A 16479-nucleotide genomic window follows, 5' to 3' on the forward strand; every position below is an offset into this window, starting at 1 on the left:
AACATAGAACGCCATCTTGAGTGGAAATGGTTCTTCTTTGGTAACTGGTTGTCGCTGCCAATGATAGTGGAGAATAGGTCTCTGCAGTTGCTCCGCCTATTGTCACATAACTTCCGCTCGCGTTGGTTTGCCATTCATAGCTAATAGCTCCTGAACCTGTACCCACTGTTGTAGAAGTGAGAGTTGCTGGAGTACTTCCATTACATATGGTTTGATCATTACTGATGGTTCCAGCAGTTAGAACAGATTGTACGGTTACTATATTAGTTTCTATATTAGTTATAATAGTGCCAGTTGTAGTTGTAACTTCTAATGAAACCAAATAATCACCTTCTTGTGTAGGTGTAAAAGAAGTCAAAGTAGTCGAATCCAAACCAGAAGCTAAACTTCCGGTACTATTTGATATTGCAATTGGGGTGTTAGTAGGATCTCTAACTACCCACTCATAATTAACATTTGTAACACCATCAATTGACGCATATTTGCCTTGTATATTTACTGTTTGTCCATTACAAACAGTAAAAGGGGTAGAAGTTGGTTCCGTAATTTCTGAGTTTATATTTCCGCCGGAAGCTACTAACTCACCAAAAGTAAAAGTTCCAGAGGCACCAGTACCAGCGCATATAGCAAATTTTCTGGTTCCAATGTATATTTCATCGTTATTTGTACAGCTTCCAGTTATTTGTCCTGACATCTCTATTACAACGACAGCATTTGGTTTTGTTAATGTAAATTTTATTTTTGGTCCATTAAAATTTAAAATTCCGGTAGACTCAATTGTAATCAAAGAAGTAGTTAACGTGATATTTTTTTGAGTTGATAAGCCATCACCAAAAATTAGATTACCAAAAATTTGGAGCTCCAAAATTTCATTAGGTATCGTAAGTGATGATGCAATTGTAATTGTATGTCCCGTTAGGATAGTGACAGTATTGGTTCCCGCATTTTGACCTGGGTATGCACTAGCATCAACCCAAGTTCCATTGTAATATTGCCAAGATGCAGCATCGCTCCAAGCACCGGTAGTTTTTGAACGAAAATCACCAGTGTTTTGTCCAAAACTATATAGTGAAGTTAGAAACAATAGAATTATAAATAAGTAATTTTTTTTCATGACGCCTACACTTTAGAATCAAACAATTAATATTTTTATAAAAAAGGCATAGAAAAATCTATGATGTTCTTAGAAGTAAAATAATGTTTATTGTAGTGGTACTATTTTCAATGAAAAATTTATCTGCTTATTACTATTTTTGGTGCAATTTTTTATAGTTTTTTCACACAAAAAGTAACAAGAGGAATTGTGCTAGGAGTATTATTTATTTGTTTTTAGTTTTAATATATTTAGGCTTACATATCTTAAAATTAAGTATTTATGATGAGATTGTTTGGAAAAAAATTTTTTTTTCGATGAAAGGATTTTATCATCCGACAAACTACCCGTTTTAAGAAAATTAACCTTAAATATTTCTGTTTTTTCTTCTTTTAGGGTCAATTTAAACATAAAAAAACTGTCTGAAAAGACAGTTTTTTTTCTTTTTTCTTATTCCTTGTTAAGGAATGATTATTTTTTTACTAAAATCTCCTTTTGTTGTTTGAATCTTTACAATATATACACCGGAATTTATTTTTTTAATAGGTAACTGAATATTTTGTTGATCTTGATTTTCAATTTTCCAAGAGCTTATCGATTGACCAATTATATTGAATAAAGTAACTTTTTGAACGGTTGCATCCAATATATTATTGTTGATTACTAGCATGTTTCCATTCTGTAAATGAGTAATTTTAATGGCATTATCATTGATGATTTTATCATCAACATTCAGCGTTTTATCAGTAAATTGTAATGAAAAACGAATGTTGTTTTCACCCTCTGGCAAAATCACTTCAAATGCTTCATTGCGAATATCATGATATATCCCGGTCAGATTATCATATATGTAAATTGCTTGTTCTGAATCGAAGTTTTCTAATTCATCAATCATGAACTTTACTTTTCCCTCGGCATCAGTTTTTACGCCAATAGGGTAGGAGGCATTTGCATTAAAAAAGCCTTCGCCTTCAATTACTAACTGATTTTCTCCATTCAATAAATACATGTCATTCGGAAAGTCATCGAAATTTAATCCATCATAACCATAATCCATATCGGATGTCGCTTTTTCATTCATGAATCCTAATAGCACTTGTCTGTGATAATCGTTATGAGAGTTGAAACCCAAACGAATTCTCTTAAAAGTATCTTTTTCTATAGGATCATTGTTATTGTTATTCCAAGATTCTTCTTTTTTAGAAATGGTTTTAATTTTATATATTACATTAGAATTCAAAGCGTCGTTTTCTTTGTGAAAACCTCTTTGGCTATTTTTAAAAATAACAGGATTACCATTACCGGCAAACTGTTTTCCAAATACAAAAAAACCTTGTCCCACAGGGATATATTGATTTGGTATACCTCTTGATGGAGTTCCAGATTGACTAATAAAATCTACATCTAATGCCGATGGGGCTACTCCTCCAGTTAAATTTCTTTCAGCATACCCCCCTTGATAATCACGTAAAACATGTGTGTTGTTAGTTGTGTAATGTTCCCAAAAATATAATGTTCCATCCATAAAGCTTGAATTGTCGTTTATGAAAGCATTGGCATCCAATGCAGACGGATATGGGTTACCAGTTAGTAATAATTGGTCTTCAGTAACTGTGTTTGATGAGATAGTGCCGTTATTTGGTTTTCCGGTAAAGGTGTAGTTTTGAGTAAGCGAACCTGCTCCGCTTCCTTTGAGTGTAAATCCTTGACCTACTCGTAGTGGGATAGTTTCTGTTATTTGAGCCCAATTAGCATAAATTTCCTGGTAATTATCAAATTTATAAAGCCAGTACCGAGCTAAACTAATAGGAGAGGTAGGTGACCCGTCATATCCACCAATCCAACTTATATTTTGTGGAGTTGATGTAGTCCCGTCTTTCATAACACCTGCAACAGTATAGTTCACATTATTCGATGTATTATTAATAGGACTCACAGGAGAACTCCAATAGTTATAATTGTATTTGTTGGATTGCCCTTGTTGGTCTCTTTCTATAGACCCAGAACTCGTAACATCTAAATCACTCTCCGTAGTTTGAACTAACTGTGACATACCAGCTAAATCTATTTTCCCATCTAATTTTAAGTACCAATCATTTTGTATTTTGGTATCATTATTCATCACAATGTTTTTTCCAGAATCTACCAGCATTCCTAAATCAATAGTATTAGCCGTTTCGGTAATATCATGTTGCACTTTTACAATAGACCAATCCTGATCCATAATGTCATTCCCTCTAATTTCTTTTGTGGGACTGTTTACGGCAGTAGCAAAATCTCCAGTTCGCTCCGTTAAAAAAGGCATGGGAGCCTGTTGTACATAGATGTTTTTATGGTTGAAGATTTTTGTTCCTGTAACATCAATAGCTGCAGTTGTCAAGTCATCAATGATGTCATTCTTGTAATTATCCATTCTGTAATAGCGAAGCAGATTAGCAAAAGGTAAAGAAGCAGGAGATGTGGCAACATTTTTAGGGACGATTGTACCTCTAACTTGTGAGCCGGTATCTTGTATTTCCTGATACACCATTCTTTGTAATTGGGAGTCTGTTAAAGCTATATTAAACACTCGTACTTCATCAATTTTTCCTTTAAAATATTTTGTAGCTGTACTAGAATCCCTTCCTAAAGTAAGTAACGTTGCATCAGCGGATATGCTTCCGGTTTTTGCTTGAGTTGCCACCAAAGCACCATTTAAATATAACTTTATATTGGCTCCGTCATAAATTGCGCCAACATTATACCACTGTGATGTATTTAAAGCGGTATTATAGGTTACCGTAGTGCCATTTACGACAGCTTCTAATTTTTTTGCTGAAGTAATTCGGATTTGAAAATTATTTTGTCCTACAATAACTCCATCAGTAGAAAAAGTAGGGTTTAAATCAATCCATGCCATCAGCGATGCACTGGTAAGACCTCCAAGAATTGCTGTACTTTGACCATAATCATTTCGACCATCAAAGTCTAGAAATAGTTTAGTGTGTAAATCTCTAGGAGAACCAAAATAGGCTGTATTGGTATCAAAAGCATCCAGAATACCATCTTTATCAATGTCTGTTGTGCCATCGATAATTCCATTATTATTGGTGTCTAACGTTTTATAGTCATATATTAATAAAGTATTGGCAATATCAAACGTACTTCCATTAGATTTTACATCAAGATAATCGGGGATTCCGTCTCCATCGGTGTCTTTTAGATAGGTAGTAGCAGGATTTGCAGTTGCAATACCTTGCCCTAAATTTCCGTATTGGTTCGTAGCTCCCGTACCATAGTCGTAAAGGTCTAATATTCCATCGCCAAAACCTTCAGTTATCCCATCTCCATTAATATCTTTATTTCTAAATGTTTCTGATTCCGGACCGTCTCCTGTTCCGTCCCCGTTGATGTCCCCATCGCCATTTTCATATCCAGAAACAGCATTTGTATTTCCTGCACCAGATTCATCCACGTCAAAAAGACTGTCGTTGTCACTGTCTAAATCTATATAATTTGGGATTCCATCACCATCTGAGTCTAATGCCGGTAATGCAGCTGTGGATTCGGCACTGTCAAGAAGTCCATTTCCGTTGGTATCAACCCAAGCCACATCTATTTTTCCTTTGGCATTACTCAAGTTTCCTAAGCCAGCTTCAATAACATCTTCAATTCCGTCATTATCAGCATCCAAATCAAACATATCAGCAACTCCATCATTGTCTAAATCACATAAAGTTTGTGAAATTAGGATGTCATCCAATGCAAGGTCATTACCGCCACCACCGGGAGCATTATTTTTGAAACGGATGGTAAAGGCATTCACATTTCCTAAGTTGACACTAGTAGTGAATTGTTTCCAAACTCCTTGACTGCAGGTGTTGTCTGTAGTGCTTCCGGAGCATCTTCCGATGTCTCCTGTATTGAAAGAGGTAAGGAGATTGTTTGATAAATCATAAAATTCAACTGTTACATTGGGTAAAATTGAGCCCGGGAAAGTAGAGGCGGCCATTATGTTTAATACCCAAAAACTATAGGTTATCGGTAAATTTGACAAGACCCCGGTAATAGTTGTTTCATAGAATGTACCGGGAGTAAAACTGGCATTAAAAACGGCCATTCTTCCATTGGTATCTCCTGTGGTATGATCTTCTCCGTTGTACCAGGCTAAATCGCCATGTATGTTTTCAGGATCGCTGGCTACTGTTCCTGTTATTTTAGAAACTACTGTGTATTCACCGTCGTCCAGTATCCAGGTTGATTGACTAGGACATGCTGTCGTATTAGTACCTGCAATTCCGTCTTCATAACAATAGGTTGTTGTTGCATTATAGGCAGCTGTAAAGCTTGAAGTTCTTCCTCCTGTGCCAAAGGTTTCATTTAAAAATTTATAATCTACTTTATGTCCATTTACGCTGTTACAATTCACCTCCTCAGTGGCATCCAGAATACCATCATTATCATCATCTATGTCAAAATTGTCATAAACGCCATCCCCGTCACTATCATAAAAGGTTTGAATTCCCGTACCTTGAATGGAAAAATCATAAGGATTTTCATTAGCGTCACCGTTTATAACTGAAATTGCGGCCGTTTTTAAACCTAAGGTGCTAGGATTAAAGCTGACAGCAAATGTAGAGCTGCCTCCCGCAGCAATTGAAGCACTAGGACTAGTGGTAACGGTGAAATCGGCAGCGTTAGTTCCAGAAATAGTTATGGCTCCTATGGATAAGGCAGAAGTACCCGTATTTTGAATGGTGTATGTTTTTGTGATGATTCCCGTACTGGTTTCCATTGATCCAAATTCGGTCCAATCTGTTGTGCTTGGGGTTGCGTCACCATCAGTAATTGAAATAGCGTTTCCCAGAATGTTTATTTCCGGTGAATTTACAGTTGCTGTTACCGCAGTTCTTGGAGAAGAAGTACAGGAAGCATTGGTGGTTTCAACATAATAAGTTGTAGTTGTTGAAATAGTGGGAGTCGTAAAACTTGTCCCTGTAGCTAAGGCGCTTCCTCCGGTTGATGCTGCAAACCAAGAAATTGTTCCTGCAGAAGCTGCAGCTCCCAACACAACTGTTCCCGAACCAGTTCTGGAATCAGGAGCCGTACTCGTAATCGTTGGAGTGGCATTCACAGTTACGCTTGTCGAATTATTAGCGCTAATAGCTGAACTACAATTATTTGGCGCAGTTCCGCCACTTGCCAGATTTGTAATAGTTATGGTAGTTGTACCTGAATTTGGTAATGTGCTTGTGGTAAAAGTTCCTGAACCAGCCGTTGTAACTGTCATAGCTGCTGTACTTCCCGTTGCGGTATTTGCCCCAGTTAAGTTGTATGTGACGGTATAGGTTCCTGTTGGTAGTCCTGCAGCTGTAGAAGTAACGGATACGCTTGCATTATTTGTTACGCATATCGGTGAGGCAACAGCTGTTGTGCTTAAGCTATAGGTAGAACAGGTCCACGTAATGATGATTTTACCAGCTCCGCCTGAACCACCATCATTTCCTTTTCCGCCACCGCCGCCGCCGCCGCCAGGCACTACGCCTGAAGCTCCATTTGAGCCAGAACCGCTGGCACTACCACCATTACCGCCATTACCACCGCCAGTTGGTGCTGTTGCCCCGTTTTGATTGGTCGCGGTAACGCCATTTAAAACTGTTCCTGCTGAAGAACCGCCACCACCACCACCTGTGTTAGTAATAGCATTAGCACCATTTCCTCCAGAAAGTACAGTATCTCCAATACAAGCGGATGATAAAGCACCGCTGGCTCCCGTAGTGGTATTGTCAGGTACACTGTTGCCTCCTTTTGCAAGGATGACGGTATTGTTTGAAAACCAAGAATCTCCTCCTGCCGCAGTTGATGTGCTACCAGATCCCACTGTTACGGAATAAGATAGTCCAGGTGTTACTGTTAGCACTTTTTTTGCATAGCCACCACCGCCACCGCCACCATATTCAACACCGGCGCCACCATTTTTAGAACCACCTTTCCCGCCGCCGCCCCAAGCTTCAACGGTTAAGCTTGTCACTCCGGCAGGAACAGTAAATGATCCGGATGTTGTATAGGGTTGAGTTGTCTGTGAATATCCAAAAAATGTAATAAAAAGTAAAAAAAAGGTGAGAATTATTTTTTTATATCGTAAAGTAATTTTCTTCATAATTGTCGTCTGTTTGATTAATTATGATGCGAATATTTTGGTCTCAATCGATTCTAATTAAAAAATATTTGCATTGCGATCTTAAATTTAATTATTTTGTTTTTTTTTATAGTTTAAATGCGTAAAAATCCGATGAAATGCACTTATATGTAATATTTATAGGTTAAGTAATACGTTAATATTATGTTTTTTGTTCGTTTTTTAAAAAATGGATAATGATGTTTTTTATTCTTTTTTAAAAGAATTTATTGTTACTGTTGAAATATAGAGTTTCTGATTTTGAGCTAATTAGCAAGTGAAGGATGACTATTTTTCCTCTTTTGTTTTAGTGACAAATAATTTTTTAGTCGAGTTAATACTTCACTGGAAATTTAGAAAGGTTAAATCAGTACAATGTGAATTCGTTTTTTGTAATGATTGTGAGTTTTTAGTTTTTGAATTATTTGTAAGTACAACTGTTTTAAATAATTACTTTGTCATCAATTTAAATTTGCATTAGCAATTATGATTTCAAATTAATGATTGAGTCATACTTTTTCATATATTTATTAAAAATTTATAAATCAAAACATTATGAAAATTTCTAAGTCACTATTATTTATTTTTTTTATTTATTATTTGTTGGTTTTAGCTATGGACAAAATAAGCTAATGGGAAAGGTTACCAATAGTAAGAATAAACCAGTTGTAAATGCTAAAGTATTTTTAGATTCTATTTATACAAATGTTGAAACAAATAAAAATGGGGATTTTGAAGTATTGCTTCCTGAAAAGGTGACTATGGTTAATGTTTACTCACATGAATATGGTTTGTTGTCTTCTAAATTCAATAATGAAAATATCATGAATTTTATGTTTTTAGACTCGGATAAATCTATAAGGGGACAAACAAAAAAAGGAGATAAGATTACAATTGGATATTCTGAAGTAGATAAAAAATATAAGGTTAATAATTCAGAAGGCACAAGTGTTCCAAATGATAAAAATGCTACTGTTTATAACACAATATACGATATGATTAGAGGTCGTTTGTCTGGGGTTACAGTTTCAAGAGACAATAGGATAACCATTAGAGGAGTGAGTTCTATTCGTAATATTTCGGAACCATTATTTGTTGTCGATGGAATGATTGTATCAAGTATTGATTATATATCGCCTAATAATGTTAAAAATATAAGTGTGTTAAAGGGTGCGGAAGCTTCTATTTATGGATCACAGGCTTCTGCAGGAGTTATTGTCATTAAGACTAAATAGTTTTGATGAGTAAATAATGAAACTCTAAAATTGTATAATAAATCTGTTTGTCTTACAGTTGGATTAAGTAATTATCTTTAATAAATGATGATTATTATTTATGAAGAAAAGAATTTAAAACGAGTTCGTAAATTCTATTATTTATTTGCTTGATTCCTTATTCTTAAGTATTCAAACTAATTTGGACTTTTGCTAAGAGGGACGATTCCATTTTTAATAATACAATCTAAAATCGAGTAGTTTACAAAGGGCATAGTGTTTTTTATATAATTCTTCTACAATTTCGACGACATTATCTTGTTCTTCAAATAAGCCAAAGAAAGCTTTGTCGAGGGCAATGCTGGTTAAGTTATGGAATACTGCCCCATAACCAGAAACAGCACGTGCTCCTGTAATATCTAAAAAGTATTGTGCTTCTTCCTCGCTTAAGTCTAATGCCTTTGCATTGGCGAAATGCAAAATTTTCCCTTTCATTTTTCCTTCAAATAACTCAGCTATTTCTTCTAAACTATAGTAATAGTCATTGAGGCAAATGTTGTTTCCTTCACCTGGCATTACTAAGTAGATGATTTCATAATTCTTAAAATTATGGTCCTCATAGAGTAGTGTATTTAAACTTTCTTCTAATCCTTCAATAGTGTCGCACGCTTTATAAATGCTTGTAATGCTTTGTTCAAAAGCTAGTCGCTCTAAGTTTTTGACCACTTCAGTAGTGGTGTGAGTTTCTACATCGGGAACGGCTTCGAGGCAGAAAATGAATGTATCAGAATCCATGAATTTAGTTTATGTAGATGATCTATTTGGGTTGTTTATTATGGACAAAATATTACTCTTCATCATCTTCAAAAAAAGTATTGAGATCAAAATCATTATCAGTAGCTGTATCTTGCTGGCTTGGTGGAATGGCTCCTGGAGGATTGAATAATCCCCAATCGTCCCAGATATGGTTGTTGGTGTCAAAACTTTCTACCCATTCTATAAACAATAGCCTAAAATCGTTTAGCTCTTTGCGAATGAGTTGAACATATTCTAATTCTTTAAAGTTTTTATGCAACCGTAAACTGCCTACGTGGACATATAAATGCATGGCATGTTCTCTAATTATTGCTGCATTTTGCATGCGAATGCTGTACAAATCTCCACCTTCTGCACCAGCAATTTTCGCAGTAATGATCATGGCATCTTCTCGCATTAAGTGTTTGGTGTCTTGTATGTACGCATCCTCCTCAGGAAGCGAAGCTACTAAGCTTTCTACTAATTGATAAATCAATTCTGCTTTTTGGAAGAGTGGAAGATTGCTGGTTTTGTCTAAGCGGGACATTTATTTATTTTTTAGGGTTTTGATACTTTTATTTGTCTTTTGCATATTTCAGTTTTCAAATCTGAGAAAACGGTGTTGATTATGTTTGGGAGTACTATAACTGATATCAAAATTACTGAAGAATAAAATTAGTTGTTAGTATTTAACAATAAATAGTTATTAACCCTTCGGTAAAAACTCAGAGCTGTTTCAGTTATACTTATTTCTAATATATAAATAACTCTGAAGCGAGGATACTTCGGAGAATTGAGTTTATAATTGTAGCTACGGATTGCAAATTTGCTTTTACTTTGCATTTGATAAAAATAGAAGAGATGCGTTGAAAAGCAAATTTTTTTAAACATAAACCTCATTACTATGAGTTAAGGTCTGAGGAATAGGTCAAATTTTAAACCTAAAAAACCCTAACATATTGATGTTAGGGTTTTTGCTTTGGTAGCGAGACCGAGATTTGAACTCGGGACCTCAGGGTTATGAATCCTGCGCTCTAACCGACTGAGCTATCTCGCCATGATTAGGGTGGAAAACCATCCCTGAATGCGGGTGCAAATATAAAAATAATATTAGAGCTTGCAAGTATATTTTTAAGAAAAAAAAATATTTTTAAAAATGCTTTTTTTTCGGAGTTATATTCTATATATTTCACAAAAATTAAATGTAGCTCATGGATCAAAAAGTACGTTACGAAATCGAATTCCCTATAAATTCTTCGCCTCAATTATTATATCAATATATATCGACTCCTTCTGGTCTGTCAGAATGGTTTGCTGATAATGTAAATTCTCGTGGAGAGTTTTTTACTTTCATTTGGAATGACTCCGAAGAAAAAGCTAGGCTTGCCTCTAAGAAGTCAGGTGAAAAGGTCAAATTCAAATGGGTTGATGAAAATAGTAAAGACACAGAATACTTTTTTGAATTGCATATTTTAGTCGATGAACTTACAAAGGATGTATCTTTAATGGTTATTGACTTTGCCGATAAAAATGAAGTTGATGAAGCAACACAACTGTGGGAAAATCAAATTTCAGATTTGAAACATCTAATTGGTTCTGTATAGCAAAATCATATTTTATGACTTATATTTGCCCTAAATAAAATTTAGGGCTTTTTTTATGATTAATTTTAATGGAACTATAGTGTCTCAAGACGCAAATATATTGACACAGAACCGTGCTTTTTTATATGGTGATGCTGTTTTCGAAACGGTTAAAATAATAAATAATAAAATTCTTTTTTTAGAAGACCATTATTTTAGATTAATGTCTTCTATGCGAGTGGTTCGAATGGAGATTCCAATGAATTTTACCATGGAATATTTTGAAGAACAAATACTTTCTCTCGTTAAAAATAATTCTTTAGATGATTCGGCGCGAGCCAGAATTACCATTTATAGAAATGACGGTGGTTATTATTTACCACAAAATAATACAATTTCTTTTTTAATTCATGCAATAGCACTTGAAGAAAAGTTCTATTCCATTGACCAAAAAGAATATGAAGTTGATTTGTATAAAGACTTTTATGTGACTAAACAATTGCTGTCTTCCATAAAAACAACGAATAAAATCTTAAACATAACTGCTAGTATTTATGCAAATGAAAATGGATTAGACAATTGCATTTTGTTGAATGACAGTAAAAATGTTGTTGAAGCTTTGCAAGGAAACATTTTTATGCTACTGGGTAATAAACTCATTACACCGCCTGTTTCTGAAGGGTGTTTGAATGGTGTCATGAGGAAACAAATTTTAGGTCTGGCAAAAAAAATAGCAAATTTAGAGGTAGTGGAACAAGTAATTTCTCCATTTGATCTTCAAAAAGCAGATGAATTGTTTATTACGAATGTTATAAAAGGCATACAGCCTATCACAAAATATCGTAAAAAGGAATTTACAACTAAATTGGCAAATGAATTAGTTGAAAAATTAAACGAAGCGGTACGTGTTGCTTAATTTAAATAAGGATTTTCTGGAGCATTAGACCAGATAAGATATTCTCCTCCCAGTTCCATAATTTGTTCTTTCCAGAAATGAGCTGCTGATTTTCCTATGATTTTATTTTCATAATTATTTTCAGTGATAATCCACGAATTACATTCCATTTCTGTTTCCAGTTGGTCTTCTTCCCAACCGGTATATCCCAAAAAGAAGCGAATATTGTTTTTACTTATTTTTCCGGAATTGATGAGTTCTTTTGTAGATTCAAAATCTCCTCCCCAATAGATGCCATTTGAAATCTCGACGCTATTAGGAATCAACTCAGGAATGTCGTGAATAAAATAAAGATTGTCTTGTTCTACTGGTCCTCCATTGTAGATTTTGAATCTTGCGTCAATATCTGGTATCAGGTCGTGGATGGTATATTTCAAAGGTTTATTGATAATAAAACCAACAGAACCATCCTTGTTATGATCCGCTAATAAGATTACTGATCTGCTAAATGATAAATCTCCAAATATAGAAGGCTCTGCTATAAGTAGATGTCCTTTTTTTAATTTTTCTGAAATCATAACGCTAGTTTTTTTTATTAAATTTAAGAAATAAATTTAGATAAAACCAAAGAAAGTCGTTCAAATGCATAAAAAAACCTTCCATCTGGAAGGTTTTGATTATAATGGAAAACTTAAATTAGTTTACCGCTCCTTCTAATTCTGCACCAGCTTTAAATTTCACAACGTTTTTAGCTGCGATTTGAATAGTTTTTCCTGTTTGAGGATTTCTTCCGTCTCTGGCAGCTCTAGCCGAAACTGACCATGATCCGAAACCTACTAAAGATACTCTTCCACCTTTTTTCAAAGTACCGCCTACATTTCCTAAAAATGACTCTAAAGCTAATTTTGCTGCAGCTTTTGTAATTCCTGCATCAGCAGCGATAGCATCGATTAATTCTGATTTGTTCATAATAAATAGTTATTAATTGTTGGTTAAAAAAATTGTTAATACACAAATTTAGTAGGAAATACGTTCCTTGCAAGCGTTTTGTGTTATTTTAGTTTGTTTTGTTAATAACTTATTTTTTTTGTTCATAAAACAAAGGCTATTTCTTGTTAAAAGCATCTAAACGCCCGTTTTTACTGATGTTAATAGACTTTTGCGTTTTCAGAAAAAGACATCCCATTTAACAATTCTACTGTGCTTATTCTCTTTTTTCCAGGAAATTGTAAACTTAATACCTGAATGAATCCATTTTTTACTGCAATTCTCATCTCTTTTTTGTTACAAATCAAACTCCCAATGGTGTAATTGTGATGTTCGGAGATGATTTTTGCTTCATATATTTTTACATTCCACTCTTCATTTTTGTCTCCAAAAAAACACCAAGCCGCGGGATAAGGACTTAAACCTCGAATCAAATTATTTATTTCTGAAGCCGATTTTGTCCAATCTATTTTACAATTCTCTTTATTTAGTTTATAGGCAGTTTTTATATCAGCATCATCTTTCTGGATAATTGTAGTTACATTTCCTTTTTCAATCATCTCCAAAGTGGCAATAACGGTCTTGCTTCCTAAATCAATTAATTGATCATGTAATTGTCCCGCATTTTCATTTGCTGCAATTGGTATTTCCGAACTTAAGATCATGGCGCCAGTATCAATTTTATCATCGATAAAAAAAGTAGTCACGCCTGTTTTTGTTTCTCCATTTATGATTGCCCAATTTATAGGTGCGGCACCGCGATAATTGGGTAGGAGTGAAGCGTGAAGATTAAATGTTCCTAACGAAGGCATTTCCCAAACTACTTTTGGCAACATTCTGAACGCAACAACGATTTGTAAATTAGCGTTCAACGATTTTAATTCCGATAAAAAAGTTTCGTCTTTAAGGTTTGCAGGCTGTAATAAAGTAAGATTATGGGTCAAAGCATATTCTTTGACTGCCGAATATTTTATTTTTTGTCCACGACCAGCAGGTTTGTCTGCGGCTGTAATAACACCAACAACCTCATAGTTGTTTTTGATTATAGTATCCAGAATTCCAACAGCAAATTCCGGGGTTCCCATAAAAACAATTCGTAATTTTTCCATTATGATTTTAAAGTGTATTTATTGTTAGGTTTCACAAGTATAATATTGTTCTCTAATAAATGTTGTAGAACAAAGATAACATCGTCCGGGCTGTCTTTAGTTCGATTTTGTATGTCTCGGGAATTTAAATCTTCTGTTTGCAATAAAGCAAAAATCTCTTTTGAAAGTGAAGTCACATCCCTTTTCTTATTTTTTTTAGTAATGCAATAGGAGCAAATACCACAATCAACATCTGTCTTTTCGCCAAAATAATTCAAAATCAATTTGCTTTTGCAAACTTTTTTCTCATTAATGTAATAGAGTACAGATTTGAGTTGTTCTTTTTTTAATTCGTTTTGATTTTCTAAATATTTAGCAATCCTGTTGATTGTTCTTTCATCTTCACGAATTTCATTGAAAATTAATGTGGCATCATTATTTTTTGAATGATACTCAATAATGTCTTTTTCCTTCAATTTATTTAAAACGGCTTGTATTTCAGAAGCTGTATGATTCGATTTTTTTACAATCAATTGTAAGTTGAAAGCAGTTTGCATTTCATAAATTCCTGGATACGTTCGCAATATTGCTAAAATAATTTCTTCGTCATTAGGATTCAAACTCATATAACGGATTACTTCTTTGGAAGGAATAAGAAATTGTAGTGTGATTTTTTCTGAAAATTCTTGGGACAGATTAATAATGCCTTGTCTATCCAGAAACTGCATGGCATTGTAAGTTTTCAATGTTGGGAACTCATATTTTAAACAAAAATGATGTAAATTGAACGTAAATTGTTCGTTGATTCCTTCTCCGTAAGCAATCTGAAAATAATTACAGAGTTTGATATACATTTGATTCAAAAACTTTTTATCAGGAAGAATATTTATAAACTGATTTTCTGTCTGAAGGATATCGGATGGGCTGGTTAATAAGGCAGCATATGCTTTCTCGCCATTTCTTCCCGCTCGTCCCGCTTCCTGGTAATAATTTTCTAAATTTTCCGGAAGTTGTATATGAATGACTGTTTTTACATTGGCTTTATCAATTCCCATCCCAAACGCATTTGTGGCAACAATAACTTGCGCTTCTTCATTCATCCAAGACTGCATGTTTTTGTCTTTTTCTTTGGACGTAAGTCCGCCGTGATAATACGTTGCTTTGAATCCCAAGGACTGTAGTTGTGAGGAAATATCCAAACATGATTTTCTGTTTCTAACATATATTATGGAGGGCTGAGGATTTTTCTTCAGTATTTGTTCGATTCTAAAAAGTTTGTCTTCTACCTCAAAAACCATGTAGGCAATATTTTCCCTTGCAAATGATTTTTCGAAAACTTTAGGATTATGTAATCCTAAATCATTAATGATGCTTTCTTTAACTTTTGGTGTTGCAGTTGCGGTCAAAGCCAAGAAAGGGATTTTTGGAAAATGCTTTTTTAATCCTGAAATCTTCAAATAAGCAGGTCTGAAATCATGTCCCCATTGTGAAACGCAATGTGCTTCGTCAATGGTAATTAAATTTATAGGAAGGTTCTTTATTCTTTCGAGAATCCAATCCGATTGCAATCGTTCCGGGGATAAATACAGGAATTTATAATTTCCAAATTGACAATTGTCCAACAGGTCAATCATTTCATCCGATTTTATTCCGCCAGTCAATGCAATCGCCTTAATACCTCGCTTTTGCAAATTAGCGACTTGGTCTTTCATCAACGCCACTAAAGGGGAGATTACAAGGCAAATTCCTTCCTGCATCATTGCGGGAACCTGAAAACATATTGATTTTCCACCACCGGTAGGCATTAGCGCAAAAGTGTCTTCGCCATCTAAAACAGAATTTATAATTTCGTTTTGTAGCGATCTAAATTTGTTGTGTTTCCAATACTTTTGAAGAATTTGTAATGCTTCTGGCATAGATTTGAGTCCCAAAGCTTCGGGATTAGATTTTAATTTATACTTGGTGAAAAAACCGTAAATCCCAATTTGTAATTCTTAAATTATTTAGAAATTTTATCTAAGATAAAAAGAATTCTGTTATCAACACTATCTTTAGGTACTTCTATGAGTTCGTAACCATATTTTTCATAGGTAGTTACAAGATGGTTGTCGATATTTTTTGCTTGTTCAAAATTTTCATATCGCTCTGTATCACTAATATAGATTTCTTCCCAAGGTGGAAGAATGAAGATTTTAGTGTATTTATATTTTTGGCAAGCCAAATCAAAAAATGAAGGATAACTATCTCCGATGTAGTGCATATACGCTAAAACATCAGGAATGCCACGATCAATGAAAACAATTTCATGTGGTTCTTCAAGTGCGCTTTGAAATTGCTTTTTCCTGCCTTCCAGAAGTAGTTCACTAAACGATAAGGGGTTTTCGAGAAACAATTGTTCGACACCCTGTTTTTGGGCTTCTAACGTTACTTGTCTGGAAATTTCGGGGTAGCAACAGTATCCATTAGCTATCAATCCGTCAATGATTGTACTTTTTCCAGTTCCGGGACCGCCAATGATAACTATGATTTCTTTCTGCACTTTTTACAAATAAGGCGCAAAATTACTCAAACTAAATGGAATTTTAAAAAATGATTGCCGTAAATAATGGTATTTGACAAAAAATCATATTTCAAAATTCATAATTTACATTTGAAACCGTATATTTG

At 34.3% G+C, this 16479-nt stretch carries 12 protein-coding genes and 1 tRNA gene (1 of these 13 running past the window's edge); 3 read left to right on the forward strand and 10 right to left on the reverse strand.

The features are described from left to right. Both FNW38_RS17935 and FNW38_RS09820 read right to left on the reverse strand, forming a co-directional pair. Positions 1 to 1114, reverse strand: part of the annotated coding region (locus FNW38_RS17935; RefSeq protein ID WP_144265601.1) for a G8 domain-containing protein (this coding region is incomplete at its 3' end). 1186 nt of the annotated region lie to the left of the window's left edge; 1114 of its 2300 annotated nt are in view. Between the two features lie 439 nt (positions 1115 to 1553). Beyond that, entirely contained in the window at positions 1554 to 7232 is a 5679-nt protein-coding gene (locus FNW38_RS09820; RefSeq protein WP_143387977.1) for a LamG-like jellyroll fold domain-containing protein, read from the reverse strand. Positions 7233 to 7882: 650 nt separating this feature from the next. On the opposite strand from FNW38_RS09820, the gene FNW38_RS09825 reads away from it, so the two are divergent. Continuing rightward, positions 7883 to 8485, forward strand: a complete 603-nt coding sequence (locus FNW38_RS09825; protein ID WP_143387976.1) for a TonB-dependent receptor plug domain-containing protein — start codon at positions 7883 to 7885, stop codon at positions 8483 to 8485. A 213-nt stretch (positions 8486 to 8698) separates the two neighbouring features. On the opposite strand, the gene FNW38_RS09830 is transcribed toward FNW38_RS09825, so the two are convergent. The 3 genes from FNW38_RS09830 to FNW38_RS09840 form a co-directional block, all read right to left on the reverse strand. Further along, the gene (locus FNW38_RS09830; protein WP_143387975.1) at positions 8699 to 9259 is read right to left on the reverse strand and encodes a DUF6642 family protein; all 561 of its coding nucleotides are present in this window, start codon (positions 9257 to 9259) and stop codon (positions 8699 to 8701) included. Between the two features lie 52 nt (positions 9260 to 9311). Beyond that, a complete protein-coding gene (locus FNW38_RS09835) occupies positions 9312 to 9806 on the reverse strand; it encodes a hypothetical protein (protein WP_143387974.1) in 495 nt (164 codons plus the stop codon). Positions 9807 to 10239: 433 nt separating this feature from the next. Beyond that, positions 10240 to 10316, reverse strand: a tRNA-Met gene (locus FNW38_RS09840). Between the two features lie 154 nt (positions 10317 to 10470). Here FNW38_RS09840 and FNW38_RS09845 point away from each other — a divergent pair. Together FNW38_RS09845 and FNW38_RS09850 are read left to right on the forward strand one after the other, a co-directional pair. After that, positions 10471 to 10863, forward strand: coding sequence for an START-like domain-containing protein (locus tag FNW38_RS09845; RefSeq protein ID WP_143387973.1), 393 nt, complete (start codon positions 10471 to 10473; stop codon positions 10861 to 10863). Between the two features lie 55 nt (positions 10864 to 10918). Continuing rightward, positions 10919 to 11758, forward strand: coding sequence for an aminotransferase class IV (locus tag FNW38_RS09850; RefSeq protein WP_143387972.1), 840 nt, complete (start codon positions 10919 to 10921; stop codon positions 11756 to 11758). Here FNW38_RS09850 and FNW38_RS09855 read toward each other — a convergent pair. From FNW38_RS09855 to FNW38_RS09875, 5 genes are all read right to left on the reverse strand, one after another. Further along, complete coding sequence (locus FNW38_RS09855; RefSeq protein WP_143387971.1) at positions 11755 to 12315, reverse strand: YqgE/AlgH family protein; 561 nt, start codon at positions 12313 to 12315, stop codon at positions 11755 to 11757. The two genes, FNW38_RS09850 and FNW38_RS09855, sit on opposite strands and share 4 nt — an antisense overlap. Before the next feature lie 118 nt (positions 12316 to 12433). Then, a complete protein-coding gene (locus FNW38_RS09860; RefSeq protein WP_073017033.1) occupies positions 12434 to 12706 on the reverse strand; it encodes an HU family DNA-binding protein in 273 nt (90 codons plus the stop codon). Positions 12707 to 12885: 179 nt separating this feature from the next. Further along, entirely contained in the window at positions 12886 to 13833 is a 948-nt protein-coding gene (gene fmt, locus FNW38_RS09865; RefSeq protein ID WP_143387970.1) for a methionyl-tRNA formyltransferase, read from the reverse strand. Further along, on the reverse strand, positions 13833 to 15728 hold the full coding sequence (locus FNW38_RS09870) for a RecQ family ATP-dependent DNA helicase (protein ID WP_143387969.1): 1896 nt from the start codon (positions 15726 to 15728) through the stop codon (positions 13833 to 13835). Before FNW38_RS09870 ends, fmt begins: the two co-directional genes overlap by 1 nt. Positions 15729 to 15811: 83 nt before the next feature. Next, a complete protein-coding gene (locus FNW38_RS09875; protein ID WP_143387968.1) occupies positions 15812 to 16351 on the reverse strand; it encodes an AAA family ATPase in 540 nt (179 codons plus the stop codon). Between the last annotated feature and the right edge of the window lie 128 nt (positions 16352 to 16479).

It is taken from the genome of Flavobacterium gawalongense, from assembly GCF_007097265.1.
GTDB classification, from domain to species: domain Bacteria; phylum Bacteroidota; class Bacteroidia; order Flavobacteriales; family Flavobacteriaceae; genus Flavobacterium; species Flavobacterium gawalongense.

Excerpts from the sequence above, each read along its gene's own strand:
- FNW38_RS09820 (WP_143387977.1), bottom strand. The coding sequence starts at position 7,232 with ATGAAGAAAATTACTTTACGATATAAAAAAATAATTCTCACCTTTTTT.
- FNW38_RS09825 (WP_143387976.1), top strand. The coding sequence starts at position 7,883 with ATGGGAAAGGTTACCAATAGTAAGAATAAACCAGTTGTAAATGCTAAA.
- FNW38_RS09830 (WP_143387975.1), bottom strand. The coding sequence starts at position 9,259 with ATGGATTCTGATACATTCATTTTCTGCCTCGAAGCCGTTCCCGATGTA.
- FNW38_RS09835 (WP_143387974.1), bottom strand. The coding sequence starts at position 9,806 with ATGTCCCGCTTAGACAAAACCAGCAATCTTCCACTCTTCCAAAAAGCA.
- FNW38_RS09845 (WP_143387973.1), top strand. The coding sequence starts at position 10,471 with ATGGATCAAAAAGTACGTTACGAAATCGAATTCCCTATAAATTCTTCG.
- FNW38_RS09850 (WP_143387972.1), top strand. The coding sequence starts at position 10,919 with ATGATTAATTTTAATGGAACTATAGTGTCTCAAGACGCAAATATATTG.
- FNW38_RS09855 (WP_143387971.1), bottom strand. The coding sequence starts at position 12,315 with ATGATTTCAGAAAAATTAAAAAAAGGACATCTACTTATAGCAGAGCCT.
- FNW38_RS09860 (WP_073017033.1), bottom strand. The coding sequence starts at position 12,706 with ATGAACAAATCAGAATTAATCGATGCTATCGCTGCTGATGCAGGAATT.
- fmt (WP_143387970.1), bottom strand. The coding sequence starts at position 13,833 with ATGGAAAAATTACGAATTGTTTTTATGGGAACCCCGGAATTTGCTGTT.
- FNW38_RS09870 (WP_143387969.1), bottom strand. The coding sequence starts at position 15,728 with ATGCCAGAAGCATTACAAATTCTTCAAAAGTATTGGAAACACAACAAA.